This is a genomic window from Hymenobacter sp. DG01, from assembly GCF_006352025.1.
Classification (GTDB): Bacteria; Bacteroidota; Bacteroidia; order Cytophagales; family Hymenobacteraceae; genus Hymenobacter.
In genome coordinates this window covers 2,520,049-2,536,447 of record NZ_CP040936.1, presented here as the reverse complement: position 1 = coordinate 2,536,447, position 16,399 = coordinate 2,520,049, and the positions used below count along the sequence as shown (strand labels likewise).

The 16,399-nt window shown below is 57.9% G+C and carries 13 protein-coding genes and 1 pseudogene; 4 read left to right on the top strand and 10 right to left on the bottom strand.

Annotation, left to right across the window (positions count from 1 at the left end):
- Positions 1-183: 183 nt before the first annotated feature.
- From FGZ14_RS22345 to FGZ14_RS10680, 4 genes are all read right to left on the bottom strand, one after another.
- Positions 184-1,032, bottom strand: a complete 849-nt coding sequence (locus tag FGZ14_RS22345) for a hypothetical protein (protein WP_374221691.1) — start codon at positions 1,030-1,032, stop codon at positions 184-186.
- 190 nt (positions 1,033-1,222) lie between these two features.
- Entirely contained in the window at positions 1,223-1,591 is a 369-nt protein-coding gene (locus tag FGZ14_RS10690; RefSeq protein ID WP_139924091.1) for a hypothetical protein, read from the bottom strand.
- 120 nt (positions 1,592-1,711) lie between these two features.
- Positions 1,712-2,905: a proline dehydrogenase family protein gene (locus FGZ14_RS10685; RefSeq protein ID WP_139924089.1), complete on the bottom strand. Its 1,194-nt coding sequence runs from the start codon at positions 2,903-2,905 to the stop codon at positions 1,712-1,714.
- Positions 2,906-3,066: 161 nt separating this feature from the next.
- Positions 3,067-3,522, bottom strand: a complete 456-nt coding sequence (locus FGZ14_RS10680) for a hypothetical protein (RefSeq protein WP_139924087.1) — start codon at positions 3,520-3,522, stop codon at positions 3,067-3,069.
- Positions 3,523-3,646: 124 nt separating this feature from the next.
- Between FGZ14_RS10680 and aroB the strand changes: the two genes are divergently transcribed.
- Positions 3,647-4,687: a 3-dehydroquinate synthase gene (gene aroB, locus FGZ14_RS10675; protein WP_257883205.1), complete on the top strand. Its 1,041-nt coding sequence runs from the start codon at positions 3,647-3,649 to the stop codon at positions 4,685-4,687.
- A gap of 150 nt (positions 4,688-4,837) precedes the next feature.
- Positions 4,838-6,070, top strand: a complete 1,233-nt coding sequence (locus FGZ14_RS10670) for a 3-phosphoshikimate 1-carboxyvinyltransferase (RefSeq protein WP_308217144.1) — start codon at positions 4,838-4,840, stop codon at positions 6,068-6,070.
- A gap of 120 nt (positions 6,071-6,190) precedes the next feature.
- Here the strand turns inward: FGZ14_RS10670 and arr are convergent.
- The 6 genes and pseudogenes from arr to FGZ14_RS10640 form a co-directional block, all read right to left on the bottom strand.
- Positions 6,191-6,637: pseudogene (gene arr / locus FGZ14_RS10665) on the bottom strand (NAD(+)--rifampin ADP-ribosyltransferase).
- A gap of 65 nt (positions 6,638-6,702) precedes the next feature.
- On the bottom strand, positions 6,703-7,506 hold the full coding sequence (locus tag FGZ14_RS10660; protein WP_257883204.1) for a helical backbone metal receptor: 804 nt from the start codon (positions 7,504-7,506) through the stop codon (positions 6,703-6,705).
- Between the two features lie 136 nt (positions 7,507-7,642).
- Positions 7,643-8,713 (bottom strand): M42 family metallopeptidase, encoded by a 1,071-nt coding sequence (locus FGZ14_RS10655; RefSeq protein ID WP_139924083.1) that lies wholly within the window; start codon positions 8,711-8,713, stop codon positions 7,643-7,645.
- A 368-nt stretch (positions 8,714-9,081) separates the two neighbouring features.
- Positions 9,082-10,650 carry an acyl-CoA carboxylase subunit beta gene (locus FGZ14_RS10650; RefSeq protein ID WP_139924081.1) on the bottom strand — a complete coding sequence of 523 codons (1,569 nt, stop codon included), beginning with the start codon at positions 10,648-10,650 and terminating at the stop codon, positions 9,082-9,084.
- 227 nt (positions 10,651-10,877) lie between these two features.
- Positions 10,878-13,499 carry an ATP-dependent Clp protease ATP-binding subunit gene (locus FGZ14_RS10645; RefSeq protein ID WP_139924079.1) on the bottom strand — a complete coding sequence of 874 codons (2,622 nt, stop codon included), beginning with the start codon at positions 13,497-13,499 and terminating at the stop codon, positions 10,878-10,880.
- Between the two features lie 119 nt (positions 13,500-13,618).
- A complete protein-coding gene (locus FGZ14_RS10640; protein WP_139924077.1) occupies positions 13,619-14,242 on the bottom strand; it encodes a WbqC family protein in 624 nt (207 codons plus the stop codon).
- 232 nt (positions 14,243-14,474) lie between these two features.
- Here FGZ14_RS10640 and FGZ14_RS10635 point away from each other — a divergent pair, with 232 nt between their 5' ends.
- Complete coding sequence (locus tag FGZ14_RS10635; RefSeq protein WP_139924074.1) at positions 14,475-15,359, top strand: hypothetical protein; 885 nt, start codon at positions 14,475-14,477, stop codon at positions 15,357-15,359.
- A complete protein-coding gene (locus FGZ14_RS10630; protein WP_257883203.1) occupies positions 15,356-16,261 on the top strand; it encodes a lysophospholipid acyltransferase family protein in 906 nt (301 codons plus the stop codon). The genes FGZ14_RS10635 and FGZ14_RS10630 overlap by 4 nt, the downstream gene beginning before the upstream one ends.
- Positions 16,262-16,399 lie beyond the last annotated feature (138 nt).

Genomic DNA, 16,399 nt, shown 5'->3' with positions numbered 1-16,399 from the left:
GGGTAAAGGTGAAAAAGAAGCCGGAGAGGTTGCACGCGCCATAATCAGCGCCTCCCGAATATATGCCGATTAGCAAGTAAGCACGGAATCGGGAATGAGTTGCAGCCCGCAGCCTCTGAAAAGCAAAAAAGCTCTTCCTGCCCGGAGGCAGGAAGAGCTTTTCATTGCAAACCTGTTGCCAGATTAGTAGCGACGTACTTTGTCGCCGCTGTGGCGGCGGAATTCTTCTTCAAAGTAACGGGCATCTTCCTCGTTGCGCGGACGCACACCCATTACGATGTTACCGTTTTTCACGTCGCTTTCATACTCAGCGGCGTGCTCTTCCGGGATACCCGAGCCTACCAGGGCGCCTACCAGGCCACCCGTCAGGCCACCGGCACCGGCACCAGCCAGCGCAGCAGCAATCGGACCGGCAATTACCAAGCCCAGGCCGGGCAGTGCTACCGACGTACCAATGGCAGCAATAGCGCCAATGATAGCACCAGCCGTGCCACCGATGGCCGAGCCTACGCCGGCGCCTTCCATGGCCTTATCGCCCAGCTCCGTGTCAGGAGTGTGGTCGCCGAAGTGAGTTTTACGGGTGTCGTCCGACATCAGCACGTTTACATCGTCTTTGCTGTAGCCACGCGACGAAAGCGACTGGTAAGCACGCTCAGCGCTGTCACGGTCGCGGAACGAGCCGTAGGTAGAACTGTTGCCCGTGATAGCACGGCCAGCGTCGCCGGCAGCGTTTTGCACGGCATCGATGCCCGCGCCAACCGTAGCACCGGCAGTGCCTGCCATGGCAGCACCCTTACGGGTAGCGTCGTGGTCGTGGTGGGGGTTGGTATCGGAAGATCCGTAAGACGAAGAGGAAGTTGAGCCAAGGCCACCCTGATTAGAGGAGTCGCCCATGCTGGAGTTCCCCATATTGCCGCTGGAAGTGCCGCTACCTGTGTTAGCGCCGTAGCCGGTACCGGCCGAGCCAGTACCATAGTTAGCGCCTGAGCCAGTACCGGTGTTCATCGGGTTGTTCGAATCGTTGGTGTTCATAAGGGTGGAATTGAATTTGAATGGAAAGGAGAGAGTACCTCCGATGCGGACTATTAATGAAGAAAATAATCCAACATCGGTTTCGAGTTGCTTAACGGCAGCTCCTCTTATGGGGTTGCAGAAATATTTTTGATTTTTCTGCTCACATCCATTCAAAAAAGGCTCCTGAAGCCCTTATGAGCCTTTTAGGCTATCCAAATTTTTCGAAGTTGCTATTGTCTTTCCAAAACTCGCGGGCCTCGCGCCGGATGGTTTTCAGGAAATCCTCCTGTTGCTTCAGTGTCCGCCACTCTCCCAGGCCGAGCCGCTCACAGAGCTTATAGAAGTTGTCGCCCTGGCCCTTGGAGCCTTCTACTTTCACCAGGCAGCTCAGCAGGGGGCGGCCAGCCCGGAACTCGGTTTCCGTAATCTCCGCCAGAATCTCATTAAGACGGGCTTTCTCGTGGGAAATGTCCAGGTTCAGGCCTAACTCTGCTTCCTGAACCAGATTCAGGTAGCTGGTTGTACCTACCTGGGTGCGGGCAAATCGGATCAAATGGCTGCGTACTCGGCCGGTCATGAGTGGGAAACGGGGGAAAGTGAAAGCGGAATGTAGCAAAAAAAACACCCGCTGCCCCAGGAGAAAACCCGGGCAGCGGGTGGCCGCTAACCAAAACTGTGCCGATCAGCTATATAGCAATTAAGCCCGGGCCTTGCGCCGGTTCATTTCTTTTTGAATCAGGAGAAACTCGCGGCTGCTTTGGCCCGCAATAGCCGTATTCTCATCGGCCCGGCGCAGCAGGTAGGGCATCACGGCTTCCACGGGGCCATAGGGTACGTACTTGGCCGTGTTATACCCAGCATGGGCCAGGTTGTAGCTGAGGTTGTCGCTCATGCCGTAGAGCTGGGCAAACCACACCCGCGAGTCGTTGGGGCGCAGGCCGTGCTCCTGCATCAGTTCCGTAAGCAGCAGCGAGCTGGCCTCGTTGTGCGTACCCGCGCAAATGCTGATGCGGTCGGCGTGCTCAATGCAATAGCGCAGCGCTTCGTTATAGAGGTCGTCGGTGGCCTGTTTGCTGGGGTTGATGGGGTTAGGGCGACCTTGCTGCTGGGCTACGCGCCCTTCTTTCTCCATATAAGCTCCGCGCACCAGCTTGCCGCCCAGGAAGTAGCCGCCGCGCTCCGCATCGAGGTGGGCTTTCGCCAGTGCATCGAGCCGGTCGTGGCGGTAGAGTTGATACGTATTCCAGACAATGGCTGACTCGCGGTTGTAGCGCTGCATCATCTCATAGGTAAGCTGGTCAATGGTTTCCTGAAACCAGCTTTCCTCGGCATCCACGAAAACCCGCACCCCATACTGGTGGGCACGAGCACAAATGGCGTTAATACGCTTTTTGGTCCGCTCGAAGCTGGCCTGCTCCGCCGGCGACAGGGGCGTGCCCTGCTGCACTTTCTCCAGAATGGCCGCGTCGCCTACCCCCGTTACTTTAAACACCGAGAACGGAATGTTCTGGGAGCGGTGGGCCAGATCAATGGTAGCCAGCAGCTCGGTGGTGGTGGCATCGAAGCTCTTGTCGTTGCCTTCCCCTTCCACGGAATAATCGAGAATGGTGCCGATGTGGTAGCGCCCGAGCTCCTGAATAACGGGCAAACACTCCTGAATGGACTCGCCCCCGCAGAACTGCTCGAAAATAGAGTTCTTAATCAGAAACTTGGTGCCCGGCAGCTGCCACTTCAGGGCGGCTTTCATCAGGCCCCCGCCGGTTTTTACCAGCGAGTTGTTGTTCATGGCCGCGAACAGGGCATACATCTTACGCAGCTCACCATCCGACTTGGAGGCGAAAGCAACGGCAGTATCGTCGAAGGAAACGGGTGGGGCTTGCGTAGTGGGCATCGTGGGGTGGTAGGGGATAAGTGGCAACCGGGTGGGAGTTGGTACCGCAAAGATAACCGGTAAACATTGTTCCAAACCGGATAGTTGCCTCCCTCTAGCCCAACGCTACGTGCCTGCCGCCGGCCTACCCCGGGCCAGTACCTGCTACCCCGAAAAGGGCGCTACAAAACGCCTGGAACCGCCGACCGCGCCGAAACTTCCGGAGTAGCCCGGATGTAGGTGTGGGCCGAGCTTTTGCCGCTGGCATCCTGCAGGTGCAGGCGGTTGCCCGAAACCGAATAGTATTGGTTGTTCTGGTAGCCCCGGTAAATAATGACGTGCTGCGAAGGCTGCCCAAAGCCGCTCATCACGCGCCGAACCGAAAAGGCGGCTGCGCTAACCAGCTGCCCGTCCTGGTAAAACCGAGCCCGCCCGCGCCGGTCAAACTCTACCAGCACCCGGTGGCCGGTATTGCCCGGCGTAAGTGCCTGCTGCCTGCCGGTTTCCGTTTGCTGCCACTCCCAGCGGCCCACCAGCTTTTCCTCCACGGTGGGCACCGATTCGCGGCTACAGCCGGCGGTAAGCAGCCCCGCTGCCCCTAGCGTTACTAGAAATACACCACGTACAAAAGAAGTCATAACTGAATAGAAAGTAAGTTGCACTGGTATGAGCAGAATTCAGGCTGAATAGTTGCATCAAAGCAAGCTATTTTTGTCCGATTTCTTTTAATGCTGACAGGACTTTTTTTAAAACGATATTATTTTGAACGAAAACCTGTTCATAGGACCCGAGGCATTGGCCGAATTGGGAGCCTTGCTGCGCCGGCCAGCCGTACGCCAGGTGTTTGTGCTGCTGGATGCCAATACGGCCCGTTGCTGCCTGCCCCTGTTGGAAAGACAGCTGCCTTCGGGTTATACCCCTATTGAAATTCCGGCCGGAGAAGAATATAAAACGCTGGCTACCTGCGAAACCGTCTGGAACGCCCTGACTGAGGCCCGGGCCGACCGCCACGCGCTGTTGGTAAATGTGGGTGGGGGAGTGGTAACGGACCTGGGAGGCTTCTGCGCCGCACTCTACAAACGTGGTATTCCGTTCGTGCAGGTGCCTACTACCCTGCTGGCTCAGGTAGATGCCAGCGTGGGCGGTAAAACCGGCATCGATTTTCTCGGATTCAAAAACCAACTGGGGGTATTTCAGCAGCCCCTGGCCGTGTGCATCGAGCCGCGCTTTTTGCAGACCCTGGACCCACGCCAGCTGAAATCAGGCTACGCCGAAGTAATAAAGCATTGGCTGATTGCTGATGCCGCGGCCTTCGCCCACAACCGTTCTATTGGGGTGGTAGTGGATGACTGGACGCCGATCATTCAGGAGTCGGTGGCGCTGAAGCAGCGCATTGTGGCCCAGGACCCACTGGAAAGCGGCCCGCGCAAGCTGCTCAACTTCGGGCACACGGTGGGGCACGCCCTCGAAAGCTACCTGCTCACCCAGCCCGGCCGTGAAATTCTGCACGGCGAGGCGGTGGCCGCCGGCATGATCTGCGAGGCCTGGCTGAGCCACCACAAGGGACTGCTCAGCGCCCAGGAGCTGGACCAGATAGAAACCTTCATTTTCTCGGTGTTTGAAAAGGCCCAGTTCGTGACCCTGGAAACCGAGGCCATTGCTGACTTTGCCCGTCAGGACAAGAAAAACGAGGCGGACATCATCAACTGCACGCTGCTGGAAGGCATTGGCCGGGGCGTGTACAACCAGCCCGTAACGCTGGAGGAAATTGCGGCGTCGCTTCGTTACTACCATCGGTTGTAGCCGGCCCCCGCGCAAAGCTCCAGCTTTGCCACTGCGGCTGCCTGCGGTAGGGCAGCCTTCTTATCGTTTCATGAGGTGCGAGGCTGGAGCTTTGCCCTGCAACATTCATTTGTCATCAACTCTTCCATAGCACTTTCCTGGGACGGCGGCATGCTGCGCGGCAAAGCGCAGGTGCCGGCTTCAAAAAGCGAAAGCAACCGCGCCCTGATTATTCAAGCCCTGGCGGGAGGAGGGGAACTAGGTAACCTCTCCGACGCCAACGATACGCGCCTGATGCGGCGCCTGCTCCAAGACCCCACGGCCCCCATTTTCGACGCCGAGGATGCCGGCACCGTAATGCGCTTCCTGACCGCCTACCTGGCCATGACGGGCCGCCAAACCGAGCTGACCGGCACGGCCCGCATGCGGGAGCGGCCCATTGGCGTGCTGGTAGATGCCCTGCGCCAGCTCGGAGCCCGCATCGAGTACACCGGCCAGGAGGGCTACCCCCCCCTCCGGCTGCAAGGCCGCACCCCCCAGCCCGCTACCGAAGAGGATGCGGACTTCACGGAGCTGACCGTGCGCGGCGACATCAGCAGCCAGTACATTTCAGCTCTGTTGATGATTGGGCCCACCCTGCCCCACGGCTTGCGTATCTGGCTGACCGGCAAGGTGGGCTCCCGGCCCTACATCCGAATGACGCAGGCCCTGATGCAGCACTTCGGGGCCCAGTGCCGCGACCTGGGCGAGGTGCTGGAAGTACGGCCCCAGGCCTATCAGCCCACCAACTACACCGTGGAAGGCGACTGGTCGGCAGCCAGCTACTGGTACGCTATGGTGGCCCTGGCCCCGGCTGGCTCCTCGCTCACTCTGCCCACCTTGCGTCGCTACTCCTGGCAGGGCGACCAGGCCATTGTGGGCATCATGGAAAAGCTGGGCGTGAAGACTGAGTTTCTGGCCGATGAAGCCGTGCGTCTCACGCAGGTGGAGCCGGCTGCTTCGCTAACCCAGGATTTCACCGACTGCCCCGACCTAGCCCAAACCATAGCCGTGGTGGCAGCGGCCCTGGGTATCCCCACGGAAATGACCGGTCTGGAGAGTCTGCGCATCAAGGAAACCGACCGAATTGCGGCCTTACAGATAGAGTTGGCCAAGTTTGGCGGCGCCCTGACCGATGAGGGAGAGGGCCGATTCCGGGTGTCAGCCCAAGGTTTCCGGGTGGCCGGCCAAACCGTCGCTACCTACCACGACCACCGCATGGCTATGGCCTTCGCCCCCCTGGCCCTGCGTGGGCCCCTAACGGTGGAGGCCCCGCAGGTAGTGCGCAAGTCCTACCCCCGATTCTGGCAGGAACTGGAGCAGGTAGGGTTCCGGACCGACCCCGAGCCGGCGCCCGTGTATTAGTGCCGCATATATTAAGTAAAAAGCCGATTTCTGATTCAGAAATCGGCTTTTTACTTAATGGCCCCGAATGAGGTATGAGGTCGGGGCAGGTGAGGTTGTAAGCACCTGATACCTTCTTGCCTAGTCCTCAATGGCCTCAATACCCTGCTGCTTTAGGCGTTCCAGGTGGGCTTTCATGGCGTTGAGCTGCTCAGGCGGGTGCCCTTGCCACTCTGTAACTTCACCAACAACCCGAAGCCCGCTCCGGGTGCGGTACGAACGGGTGGGGTTGCCCGGAAACTTCTTGTCTGTCAGGTTGGGGTCGTCCTAAATGAGGCCGGTGGGCTCCACGATATAGATTCGGCCGCGACCTTCGCCCCGGGCCAGTTCGGCGCCCCAAACGGCCGCGTCCAGGGTAGCAGTCAGGTAGACGTAAGCCGCCTTCTTCCGCTGTCCATAGTTTGACGCAAATCCGGGTTCAATCAGGTCGCCCAGGTTCAGATTGGCCTTCGTGCGGTGGTAGAAGGTTGGAGCACCCAACTCGGGGGTAAGAGCGGCGGGCGGATTCTCGCGGGAAGTAGAAGCCATACGTATATCCTGATTGCTCAATTCGTTTTTGAAGCTGGCCTGTCTTTCTGGTCCGGGCCAGGCTGTTAGCCGTGCGTAAGCTCCCAGAAATACCTCGCCGAATGCCGCAGCCGGCTGCCGTACCAGCTGAACAGCTCTCCATCTACCATTCGGATGCGGGCCTCAGGACATATTTCCTGAAACTCCGCTACGTGCTTTTCGCCGAAGGGGTAGGGCTCTGAGGACAGCAGAATCTGCTGGGGAGCGGCGGCTTGCAGGAGTTCGGGCGTAATTTCGGGGTAGCGGCCTAGGTGGCCGAACACGTTGCGGAAGCCCGCCCGCGCCAGCATATCATCAATGAAGGTTCCGGAAGCGGCTACCAGGTAGGGTTTGCGCCAGATGAAATACGCAGTTGTGGTTGGGGCCGTCACAGGGGGTAGGGCGGCAAAGGAATCCAGAATTTCCTGGCTGATCTGTTCTGCTGCTTCCTTGCGACCTGTAATCAGCCCCACCCGTCGGATCATGTCCGCTGAGTCAGCCAGGGTCAGGATGTCGCTCATCCACACGGGGTAGCGGGCGGCGAGTTGCTCAATGCCTTCCTGATAATTCTCTTCCTTGTTGCCAATGATGAGGTCGGGGCGCAGCTCATCTATTTGCTCGAAGTGAAAATTCTTGGTCCCGCCGATAACTGTGGCCGACCGCCGGGCTCCCGCCGGGTGAATGCAGAATTTCGTGACGCCAACTACCCGCTCGCCCAGCCCCAGGTCAAACAAAAGCTCGGTCTGCGAAGGTACCAACGATATAATCCGGCGCGGCGGAAACGGCACCGCTACCCGCCGGTTCATCTGATCGGTTACGGTCAGCGGAATCACAGATTCAAACGGATTCATCGGATTTCGGATGACTGATGCAAGGGATGTAAAGACAAAAGAGCTGCTCCGGTAAGAGCGGCTCTTTTGGGTAAATGAATGACGTCATCGGAGCGAAATAATCCGAGAAATCCGATGCATCCGTTCGAATCTGTGATTAGCTGAAGTAGCGGAAATCGTGGCCGTCCTCGATGCGGAGCAGGGTTTCGTAGATGAGGCGGGTTACGTTCTCCACGTCATCCTTGTGCACCGTTTCCACGGTGGTGTGCATGTACTTGAGGGGTAGGGAAATCAGGGCCGAGGCTACACCGGCGCTGGAGTAGGCGAAGGCATCCGTATCGGTGCCAGTAGCGCGGGTGGCAGCGGCGCGCTGGAACGGAATTTCTGCCGTCTGGGCTGTTTCGATGATGAGCTCCCGCAGATTGTTCTGCACGGCCGGACCGTAGGTAATAACGGGGCCTTTGCCGCAGTGCAGGTCGCCGGAGGTCTTCTTCTCATACATCGGGGCCTGCGTGTCGTGAATTACGTCCGTCACGATGGCCACGTCGGGCTGAATGCGGTGGGCAATCATTTCCGCGCCACGCAGGCCAATTTCTTCCTGCACCGCATTCACAATGTAGAGGCCGAAAGGCAACTGCTTGCCGTTTTCCTTCAGCATGCGGGCCACCTCGGCAATCATGAAGCCACCTACGCGGTTGTCGAGGGCCCGGCCCACGTAAAACCGGTCGTTGAGCACGGTAAACTCGTCCTCAAATGTCACCACCGAGCCCACATGGATGCCCATTTCCTCTGCTTCTTCCCGGCTCGAAGCGCCGCAGTCGAGGAACACGGTTTCAATAGTGGGCGCTTTGTCCTGCTCTACCTTGCGTACGTGAATGGCCGGCCAGCCAAACACCGCCTTCACGATGCCTTTCTTGGTGTGAATGTTCACACGCTTGCTGGGAGCTACCAAGGGGTCGGAGCCGCCATTCTTGCGCAGATAGATATAGCCCTCCTTGGTGATATAATTGACGAAGTAGCTGATTTCGTCGGCGTGGGCCTCAATCACTACTTTGTACTTGGCCTCCGGGTTGATAACGCCCACCACGGTGCCATACGTATCCACAAAGTACTCGTCGATGTAGGGCTTGATGTATTCCAGCCACAGCTGCTGGCCTTCTTTCTCGAAGCCAGTAGGAGAGGGGTTATTCAGGTATTTCTGGAGGAAGTCAAATGATTCTTGACGCATAAAAGTCAGGAGCTACAGAAAGGAGAAAAGACAAGGCTAGTGCTGGAACCGTTGGGCACCTATTACGGTCCGACCCACCAAGATGACTGTTGCTAGAAAAAAGAGGGTGCCTCCAATAGAGACATTGCCAAAACTTATCAGACCAGCGGCTATTTGCCAGTAGCCCAGCAGAAGCAAACCTCGTCCGGCCCAGGATGCTAGTCCGGCTTTGTCGGTTACGCGAGCCGCATCGTATCCAGACAAAATTTCAACGTTACCACGCCGCACAGACCGTGCTAAGAACACGATAAGCGCGCCTACCGCCATCAGTAGAATAGCGGGAAGAATGTTGCTGGCTGAAAAGATGTCCATACTAGGGGCCGCTAAGGTTACAACGGAATGTTTCCGTGCTTCTTACGGGGTAAGGTATCTACTTTGTTTTCCAGCATTTTGAACACCCGGATGAGCTTCTGGCGTGTTTGCGACGGCAGAATCACTTCATCTACGAAGCCACGGTGCGCGGCGCGGTAGGGGGTAGCAAATTTCTGCTGGTACTCATCTACCTTTTCCTGCAGCTTGGCCTCGGGGTCTTCGGCCGCAGCAATTTCCCGCTTGAAGATAATTTCCGCCGCGCCCTTGGCGCCCATTACGGCAATTTCGGCGGTCGGCCAGGCGTAGTTCATGTCGGCCCCGATGTGCTTGGAGTTCATCACGTCATACGCTCCGCCGTAGGCTTTGCGGGTAATAACCGTGATGCGCGGCACGGTGGCTTCGCAGAAGGCGTAGAGCAGCTTGGCCCCGTTGGTGATGATGCCGCGCCACTCCTGGTCGGTGCCGGGCAGGAAGCCAGGTACGTCTTCCAGCACCAGCAGCGGAATGTTGAACGAGTCGCAGAAGCGCACGAACCGGGCCGCTTTGGTAGAGGCGTTGATGTCGAGCACGCCGGCCAGCACGGCGGGCTGGTTGCCCACAATGCCAATGCTACGGCCACCCAGGCGGGCAAAGCCTACCACAATGTTTTCGGCGAAGTTCTGGTGCACCTCCATGAAGGAGTCGGCATCAATAATGCCCTCAATCACCTCCCGAATGTCGTAGGGCTGGTTGGGGTTTTCGGGGATGATGCTGTCCAGCACCGTCCGGCTTTCATCGCCTTGCGGCTCGTAGGGTACGGCCGGAGCCGTTTCCTCACAGTTCTGGGGCATGTAGCTCAGCAGGGCCTTCAGCTGATTGATGCAGGCTACCTCGTTGGGAGCCGTGAAGTGCGTCACGCCGCTTTTGGTGGAGTGGGTGCTGGCCCCGCCCAGCTCTTCGCTGGTTACGTTTTCGTGGGTTACGGTCTTCACCACGTTCGGGCCGGTCACGAACATGTAGCTCGTGTCTTCCACCATCAGGATGAAGTCGGTAATGGCCGGCGAGTACACTGCGCCGCCCGCGCATGGCCCCATGATGGCCGAAAGCTGGGGTACTACCCCCGAGGCCAGGGTGTTCTTATAGAAGATGTCGGCGTAGCCACCCAGACTTACTACCCCTTCCTGAATGCGGGCCCCGCCCGAATCGTTCAGGCCGATAACCGGGGCGCCGTTCTTCATGGCCAGGTCCATAATCTTCACGATTTTCTCGGCGTGGGTTTCGCTCAGCGAGCCGCCGAACACCGTGAAATCCTGGGAGAAAACGTACACCAATCGGCCGTTCACGGTGCCGTAGCCGGTTACTACCCCGTCGCCGAGGTAATACTCTTTGTCTAGGCCGAAGTCCTTGGAGCGGTGCATCACGAACTTGCCAATTTCCTCAAAGGAGCCCTCATCGAGCAGCAAGTCAATTCGCTCCCGGGCCGTGAGCTTGCCTTTCTTGTGTTGGGCATCGATGCGGGCCTGGCCGCCGCCGAGCAGGGCCTCCTGGTTTTTCTGGTCGAGGATTTCGAGTTTACTTAGTTGGGCTTCAGTGCGCGAATCAGACATGCGGGGTGGGCTTGAGGAAGTCGGTTGTGCTACTTAGGTCAGAAGCCAAAGGTAACGTACGGGTAAAGAAAAGCCGCACCAGAATTGTGGGGCGGCGCTTGTCTTAAACCAGAAGCGTTCAGTCAGTCTTGGTGAAGGAAAATGAAGTAAGGTTTAACGAGGAAGTGATAAAGCAGAAACGGCCGGTTTCCAAGCGGGAACCGGCCGTTTCTATTCATTCCAGACGATTACTCGCCTTTCTTCTTCGAGTCGTTGGGCTCGTCGTCGTTGGGCTCAGGAGCCTCCTCGGGCCGCTCGTCGCTGGCGAGGTTGAGTTGCTCACCGCTCTTACTTACGGCAAACGTTAGCTCTTCAGCACCGGCCGTGTAGTCAGCCGTAATAACGTCGCCCTGGGCAATTTCTGCTTTCAGGATTTCCTCCGCAATCGGGTCTTCGATGTACTTCTGGATAGCCCGGTTCAACGGACGCGCGCCATATTTAGGATCGTAGCCTTTCTCAGCCACGAAGTCCTTGGCGGCATCGGTCAGTTCCACGCGGTAGCCTAGCGTCTGGATACGGCCCAGCAGCTTCGACAGCGAAATGTCGATGATGCGGTGAATATCCTGCTTCTCCAGAGAGTTGAACACGATAACGTCGTCCAGACGGTTGAGGAATTCCGGCGAGAAGGTTTTCCGCAGGGCGTTGGTAATGGTGCCCTTGGTAATCTCATCCATGTTTTCCTGACGAGCCTTGGTGCCGAAACCGATACCAGCACCGAAGTCCTGCAGGTCACGGGCCCCAATGTTCGAGGTCATAATGATGATGGTGTTGCGGAAGTCCACCTTGCGGCCCAGGCCGTCGGTCAGGATACCGTCGTCGAGCACCTGCAGGAGCAGGTTATACACGTCGGGGTGCGCCTTCTCAATCTCGTCGAGCAGGATAACTGAGTAGGGCTTGCGGCGGATTTTCTCCGTCAGCTGACCACCTTCTTCATACCCCACGTAGCCGGGAGGCGCGCCTACCAGGCGCGAGATGCTGAACTTCTCCATGTACTCCGACATGTCAATCCGCACCAGCGAATCTTCCTTGTCGAAGAGGTAGGTAGCCAGCACTTTGGCCAGTTCCGTCTTACCTACACCGGTCGGGCCGAGGAACACGAACGAGCCGATGGGCTTCTTCGGGTCTTTCAGGCCTACGCGGGTACGCTGGATGGCTTTCACGAGCTGGGCAATAGCCTTATCCTGGCCAATTACCTTGCCTTTCAGCTCTTCACCCATTTTCAGCAGCTTGGAGCTTTCGTTCTGAGCCACGCGCGAAACGGGGATGCCGGTCATCATGGCAATAACCTCGGCCACGTTTTCCTCCTTCACGGTGTAGCGCTTCTTCTTGGTCTCCTCCTCCCAGTCTTTCTTGGCCTGGTCGAGTTGATCAATCAGCTTCTTCTCCGTGTCGCGGAGCTTGGCGGCTTCTTCGTATTTCTGCGACTTCACCACGCGGTTCTTCTCCGTCTTGATGTTCTCAATCTGCTCTTCGAGCTTGAGAATATCCTCGGGAACCACAATGTTGTTGATGTGCACGCGGGCACCAGCTTCGTCCAGAATGTCGATGGCCTTGTCTGGCAGGAAACGGTCCGACATATAGCGGTCCGACAGCTTCACGCAGGCTTCAATGGCCTTATCGGTGTACAGAACGTGGTGGTGGTCCTGATACTTATCCTTGATGTTGTTCAGGATTTCGATGGTTTCCTCGGGCGTGGTGGGGTCCACCATTACCATCTGGAAACGACGGGCCAGGGCACCATCCTTCTCGATGTACTGACGGTACTCATCAAGCGTAGTAGCGCCAATGCATTGAATCTCGCCGCGGGCCAGGGCCGGCTTGAACATGTTGGAAGCGTCCAGCGAGCCGGAAGCGCCGCCAGCACCTACAATCGTGTGCAGCTCGTCAATGAACAGGATAACGTCGGGCGACTTCTCCAGTTCATTCATCACGGCCTTCATGCGCTCCTCAAACTGGCCGCGGTATTTGGTACCCGCTACCAGCGAAGCCAGGTCAAGCGTAACCACGCGCTTGCCAAACAGTACCCGCGACACCTTCTTCTGGATGATGCGCAGGGCCAGGCCTTCGGCAATAGCCGTTTTACCTACGCCGGGCTCACCGATCAGGATGGGGTTGTTCTTCTTGCGGCGCGACAGAATCTGAGCTACGCGCTCAATTTCTTTCTCGCGGCCTACAATGGGGTCCAACTTGTCTTCCTCGGCAAGCTTGGTCAGGTCGCGACCGAAGTTATCGAGCACCGGCGTGCGCGACTTCTCGTTGCCCTTCTTGGGGGTAGCACCGGCGCCGGCACCGCCGCGGCCTGCACTGCCACCAAAGAGGCGGTCGTTGTCGTCGTCGTCAGCCTCGGGGCCGTTGGTGGGGTTGTTCGCCGTGTTACCGTGGTAGTCCAGCGAATCACGTACGGATTCGTAGTTCACGTTGAATTTGCTCAGGATTTGGGACGAAATGTTGTCTTCATCGCGCAGAATCGACAGCAGCAGGTGTTCCGTGCCAATGATTTCGCTTTTGAAGATTTTAGCTTCCAGGTAGGTAATCTTGAGTACTTTCTCGGTCTGCTTCGTCAGGGGAATAGAGCCGGTAATGCTCGTGCCCTGAGTAGCGGTATTGCGGGTAGCCTGTTCGAGAGCGTACTTCAGCTCGTCCACCGATACGCCCAATTTCTTGAGCAGACCAATGGCCGTGCCTTCCCCCTCGCGAATCATGCCCAGCAATAAGTGCTCAGTACCGATATAGTCGTGCCCAAGCCGGATGGCTTCCTCCCGGCTCAGGGAGATGACCTCCTTGACACGATTTGAGAATTTAGCTTCCATGCAGATAAGGTAGTGAAGAAAAACGGAACCCCGCAAGCCCGGTTTCGGCGCTGGCGGGTTGGGCCGCTGTACTCTGAAAACAGAAGGATGCGGGCGAAGGTTCGGAGGCGGCTAGTACACTACGTAAGAAAACTGCCGGCGGCCGGGCCCTGCGTAAAAAGCAGGTCTAAGATGCTGAGTCCCGGTACAAAATCTTTACCAAACGTCTGCCGGTAGGGCCGAACCGACGTCCTGTCAGGTTCCGCCGGGGCCGCTGCTTTCGGTGTCAGCCAATCGCGCCGATCCAGGAGGGAAACCGGGGTAGGAGAGGGGTAGTACTCGGGGGTTAGGAGAATGGGTAACCGCAGCCGCAAACAGCGCAGCTGCAACTGCAGTAAGCTCAGGTTCAACTCGAACAGAAGCGGAGGCTTTTGTACGTAGATATCATGCAGATAGTCGGCGTAGTACTCGAAATACGGCGAGCCGCCGTAAGCGGTTTGCAGGGTGCGCCAGTGGCGGTGTACCCAATTCTGGCGGTAGTCAATTTCAATAGCCGAGGTCAGCACTTTTTCGCTCCGGTTGCCATCAATAACCGGCACGGTCAGCGGCTGTACTCCCTGGGCCGTGAGGATAAGACAGCGGTTGCGGTACGTTTGTTTGCGGTAGTTGTCATGGGCTTCCAGGTAGAGAGCCTTGGCGCCAAGAAGTTCAGCAAAAAAGGCCGCGGGCGGATTGTACTGCGACTCGAAAAGAATAGCGGGCATGAAAAAAAGACTAGTGCCACCAATGGCAAGGAAAGCGTGATAATACGGCCCGACAGGCAAATGCAGAGGCCAGATGCCGGAACCGACCGGCCGAAGCAGCCTTACTTCCGAATATGGGGGAGGTTTGTACAAAAGTGGGAGAGTACTTTTGAAACGCCATCAGAGAGGCCCGTGTTTGCCCACCGCCGTTTCAGGCGAATCTGCCTTTTCAATGTACCGACATTCTGACACTATGCCCTCCGGATTTAGACTTCTGCTGACCATTTGCCTGCTTTGCCTACCCTTCGCGGCGGCTCGGGCCCAACACCAGCTGCAGCTGGACGTAGCCCGTTTCCGGAGCACGGATGTGGCCGTGAAGGGCGGAACAGTAGAAATCTACGTTACCGTAGCGGGCAAGCAGCTGACGTACCAGCGCCGCGGACCCAAAATGTTTCAGGCCGGAGCTACCGTTACGCTGGAAGCTGTGCGCCCCGATGGCTCGGCCATCTACCAGGAAACCGTAACCCTGCGCCCTCCAGTGCTGCGCGATACGACCGCAGCCATCAAAAACCCGATCAGCTTTCAGAAGCGCATCATCTTACCCGAAGGGCGCTACCTGCTGCGTGGGCACCTGCGCGACCAGTACCGCGCCGCCAACACCGATATTGTGGAACGGCCTTTAGTAATGGAGTTCAGCAACATAAAACCCAGCCTGAGCGACGTAGTGCTGCTCAGCAGGCCGGCCAGCCGCTCCAGCGTGGAGGCTAATAATTTTATACGAAATGGCCTGAGCCTGACCCGGGCCCCGGGCGGATTGTATGCGCGCGGCATGGATAAGCTGTACTTTTACGCCGAGCTGTACAACGCGCCTACCGGGCAGCCCCTGGTGCTTCGCTACCGCCTGCGGGCTGCTAAAGCCGCCAAGGATGCTGCCACCGGCCAGGGAGCCGCTCAGGGCGCGGAGGGCAAACCCACGGTGCTGGCCGGAGAGCTGGACCTAAGCAAAGTGCCCGCCGGCGAGTACCTGCTCACGCTGGAAGTTCGAAACGCTAAAAACCAAGTGCTGACTACCCAAACTACCACCGTGCGCCGTAACCCGGCCGATTACGCTCCGGCCGGAGCCGTTATGTCCCGATGAGCGCGGCCCGCGTAGCCCCCAAACCCTACCCCTGGTATTACCGGCCGGTAGAGTGGTTGCTGATTGGCCTCTCGTACCTGCCCTTGCCTGTGCTCTACGCGGTGGCCCGGGGCTTCTATCTGCTGCTGGCTTACGTAGCGCGCTACCGGAAGCGGGTGGTGTTGGAAAACATGCGCCATTCTTTTCCCGAGAAATCGGCCGCTGAAATTGAGAAGCTGGCCTACCAGTTTTATTGGCACTTCGCGCAGGTTGTTGTAGAAATTCTGAAGCTGCGTACTATATCAGCGCCGGCGCTGCGGAAACGGGTTCGGTTCACGAACCCAGAAGTGCTGGGTCGGTTTTTTCCGGAAGGCAAGCAGGTGCTTACCCTGGGTTCACACGCTGGCAACTGGGAGTGGATCCTGTCGGCGGCGGCGCTGCAGTACCCCGGCAAGGCGGGCGGCGTGTACAAGCCCTTAATGAACCCTTTCTTCGAGAGTTTTATGCTGCGGTTACGGAGCCGTCTTGGTGCCCACCTGGTGCCCATGCTCAGCACTCTGCGCGACTTGGTGAAGCACAAAGGGCAAGGGCGCACGCTTAGCCTGCTTTCCGACCAGGCCGCCGGCCCCGAAGACTACCCCTACTGGACCGACTTTTTGCATCAGGATACTCCATTCTATACTGGTGCCGACCGGCTGGCCGCCCAATTTCAGTGCGCAGTAGTGTACGTTGGGATTCGACGGGCGCGGCGCGGCTACTATGAAATTACGTTCACGGAACTCCACGATGGGCAGCATGTGCTACCGCCCGCTGAGCATCAACTAACCGAGGCTTTTGCCCGTCAGCTGGAGCGGGATATTCAGGCTAGTCCCTCTGACTACCTCTGGACCCACCGCCGCTGGAAGCATAAGCGGGTAAGGTAGTGCCAAAGTACTAAAGCGGCCCACTAGTCAGCTTCAACCAGCGGCGTAGCGGAGCCCTAACACCGCTGGAAAACTAAAAGCCCGAGTGAGGCGGCCCCTGATCGTTTAACGACTGGTACCGTCCCACTCGGGCTTTGG

What these genes read in the sequence shown, in the direction of transcription:
- FGZ14_RS10635 (WP_139924074.1), top strand. Translation starts at nt 14,475, where the DNA reads ATGCCCTCCGGATTTAGACTTCTGCTGACCATTTGCCTGCTTTGCCTA.
- FGZ14_RS10655 (WP_139924083.1), bottom strand. Translation starts at nt 8,713, where the DNA reads ATGCGTCAAGAATCATTTGACTTCCTCCAGAAATACCTGAATAACCCC.
- FGZ14_RS10685 (WP_139924089.1), bottom strand. Translation starts at nt 2,905, where the DNA reads ATGCCCACTACGCAAGCCCCACCCGTTTCCTTCGACGATACTGCCGTT.
- FGZ14_RS10650 (WP_139924081.1), bottom strand. Translation starts at nt 10,650, where the DNA reads ATGTCTGATTCGCGCACTGAAGCCCAACTAAGTAAACTCGAAATCCTC.
- FGZ14_RS10680 (WP_139924087.1), bottom strand. Translation starts at nt 3,522, where the DNA reads ATGACTTCTTTTGTACGTGGTGTATTTCTAGTAACGCTAGGGGCAGCG.
- FGZ14_RS10670 (WP_308217144.1), top strand. Translation starts at nt 4,838, where the DNA reads ATGCTGCGCGGCAAAGCGCAGGTGCCGGCTTCAAAAAGCGAAAGCAAC.
- FGZ14_RS10630 (WP_257883203.1), top strand. Translation starts at nt 15,356, where the DNA reads ATGAGCGCGGCCCGCGTAGCCCCCAAACCCTACCCCTGGTATTACCGG.
- FGZ14_RS10645 (WP_139924079.1), bottom strand. Translation starts at nt 13,499, where the DNA reads ATGGAAGCTAAATTCTCAAATCGTGTCAAGGAGGTCATCTCCCTGAGC.
- FGZ14_RS10640 (WP_139924077.1), bottom strand. Translation starts at nt 14,242, where the DNA reads ATGCCCGCTATTCTTTTCGAGTCGCAGTACAATCCGCCCGCGGCCTTT.
- FGZ14_RS10690 (WP_139924091.1), bottom strand. Translation starts at nt 1,591, where the DNA reads ATGACCGGCCGAGTACGCAGCCATTTGATCCGATTTGCCCGCACCCAG.
- FGZ14_RS22345 (WP_374221691.1), bottom strand. Translation starts at nt 1,032, where the DNA reads ATGAACACCAACGATTCGAACAACCCGATGAACACCGGTACTGGCTCA.
- FGZ14_RS10660 (WP_257883204.1), bottom strand. Translation starts at nt 7,506, where the DNA reads ATGAATCCGTTTGAATCTGTGATTCCGCTGACCGTAACCGATCAGATG.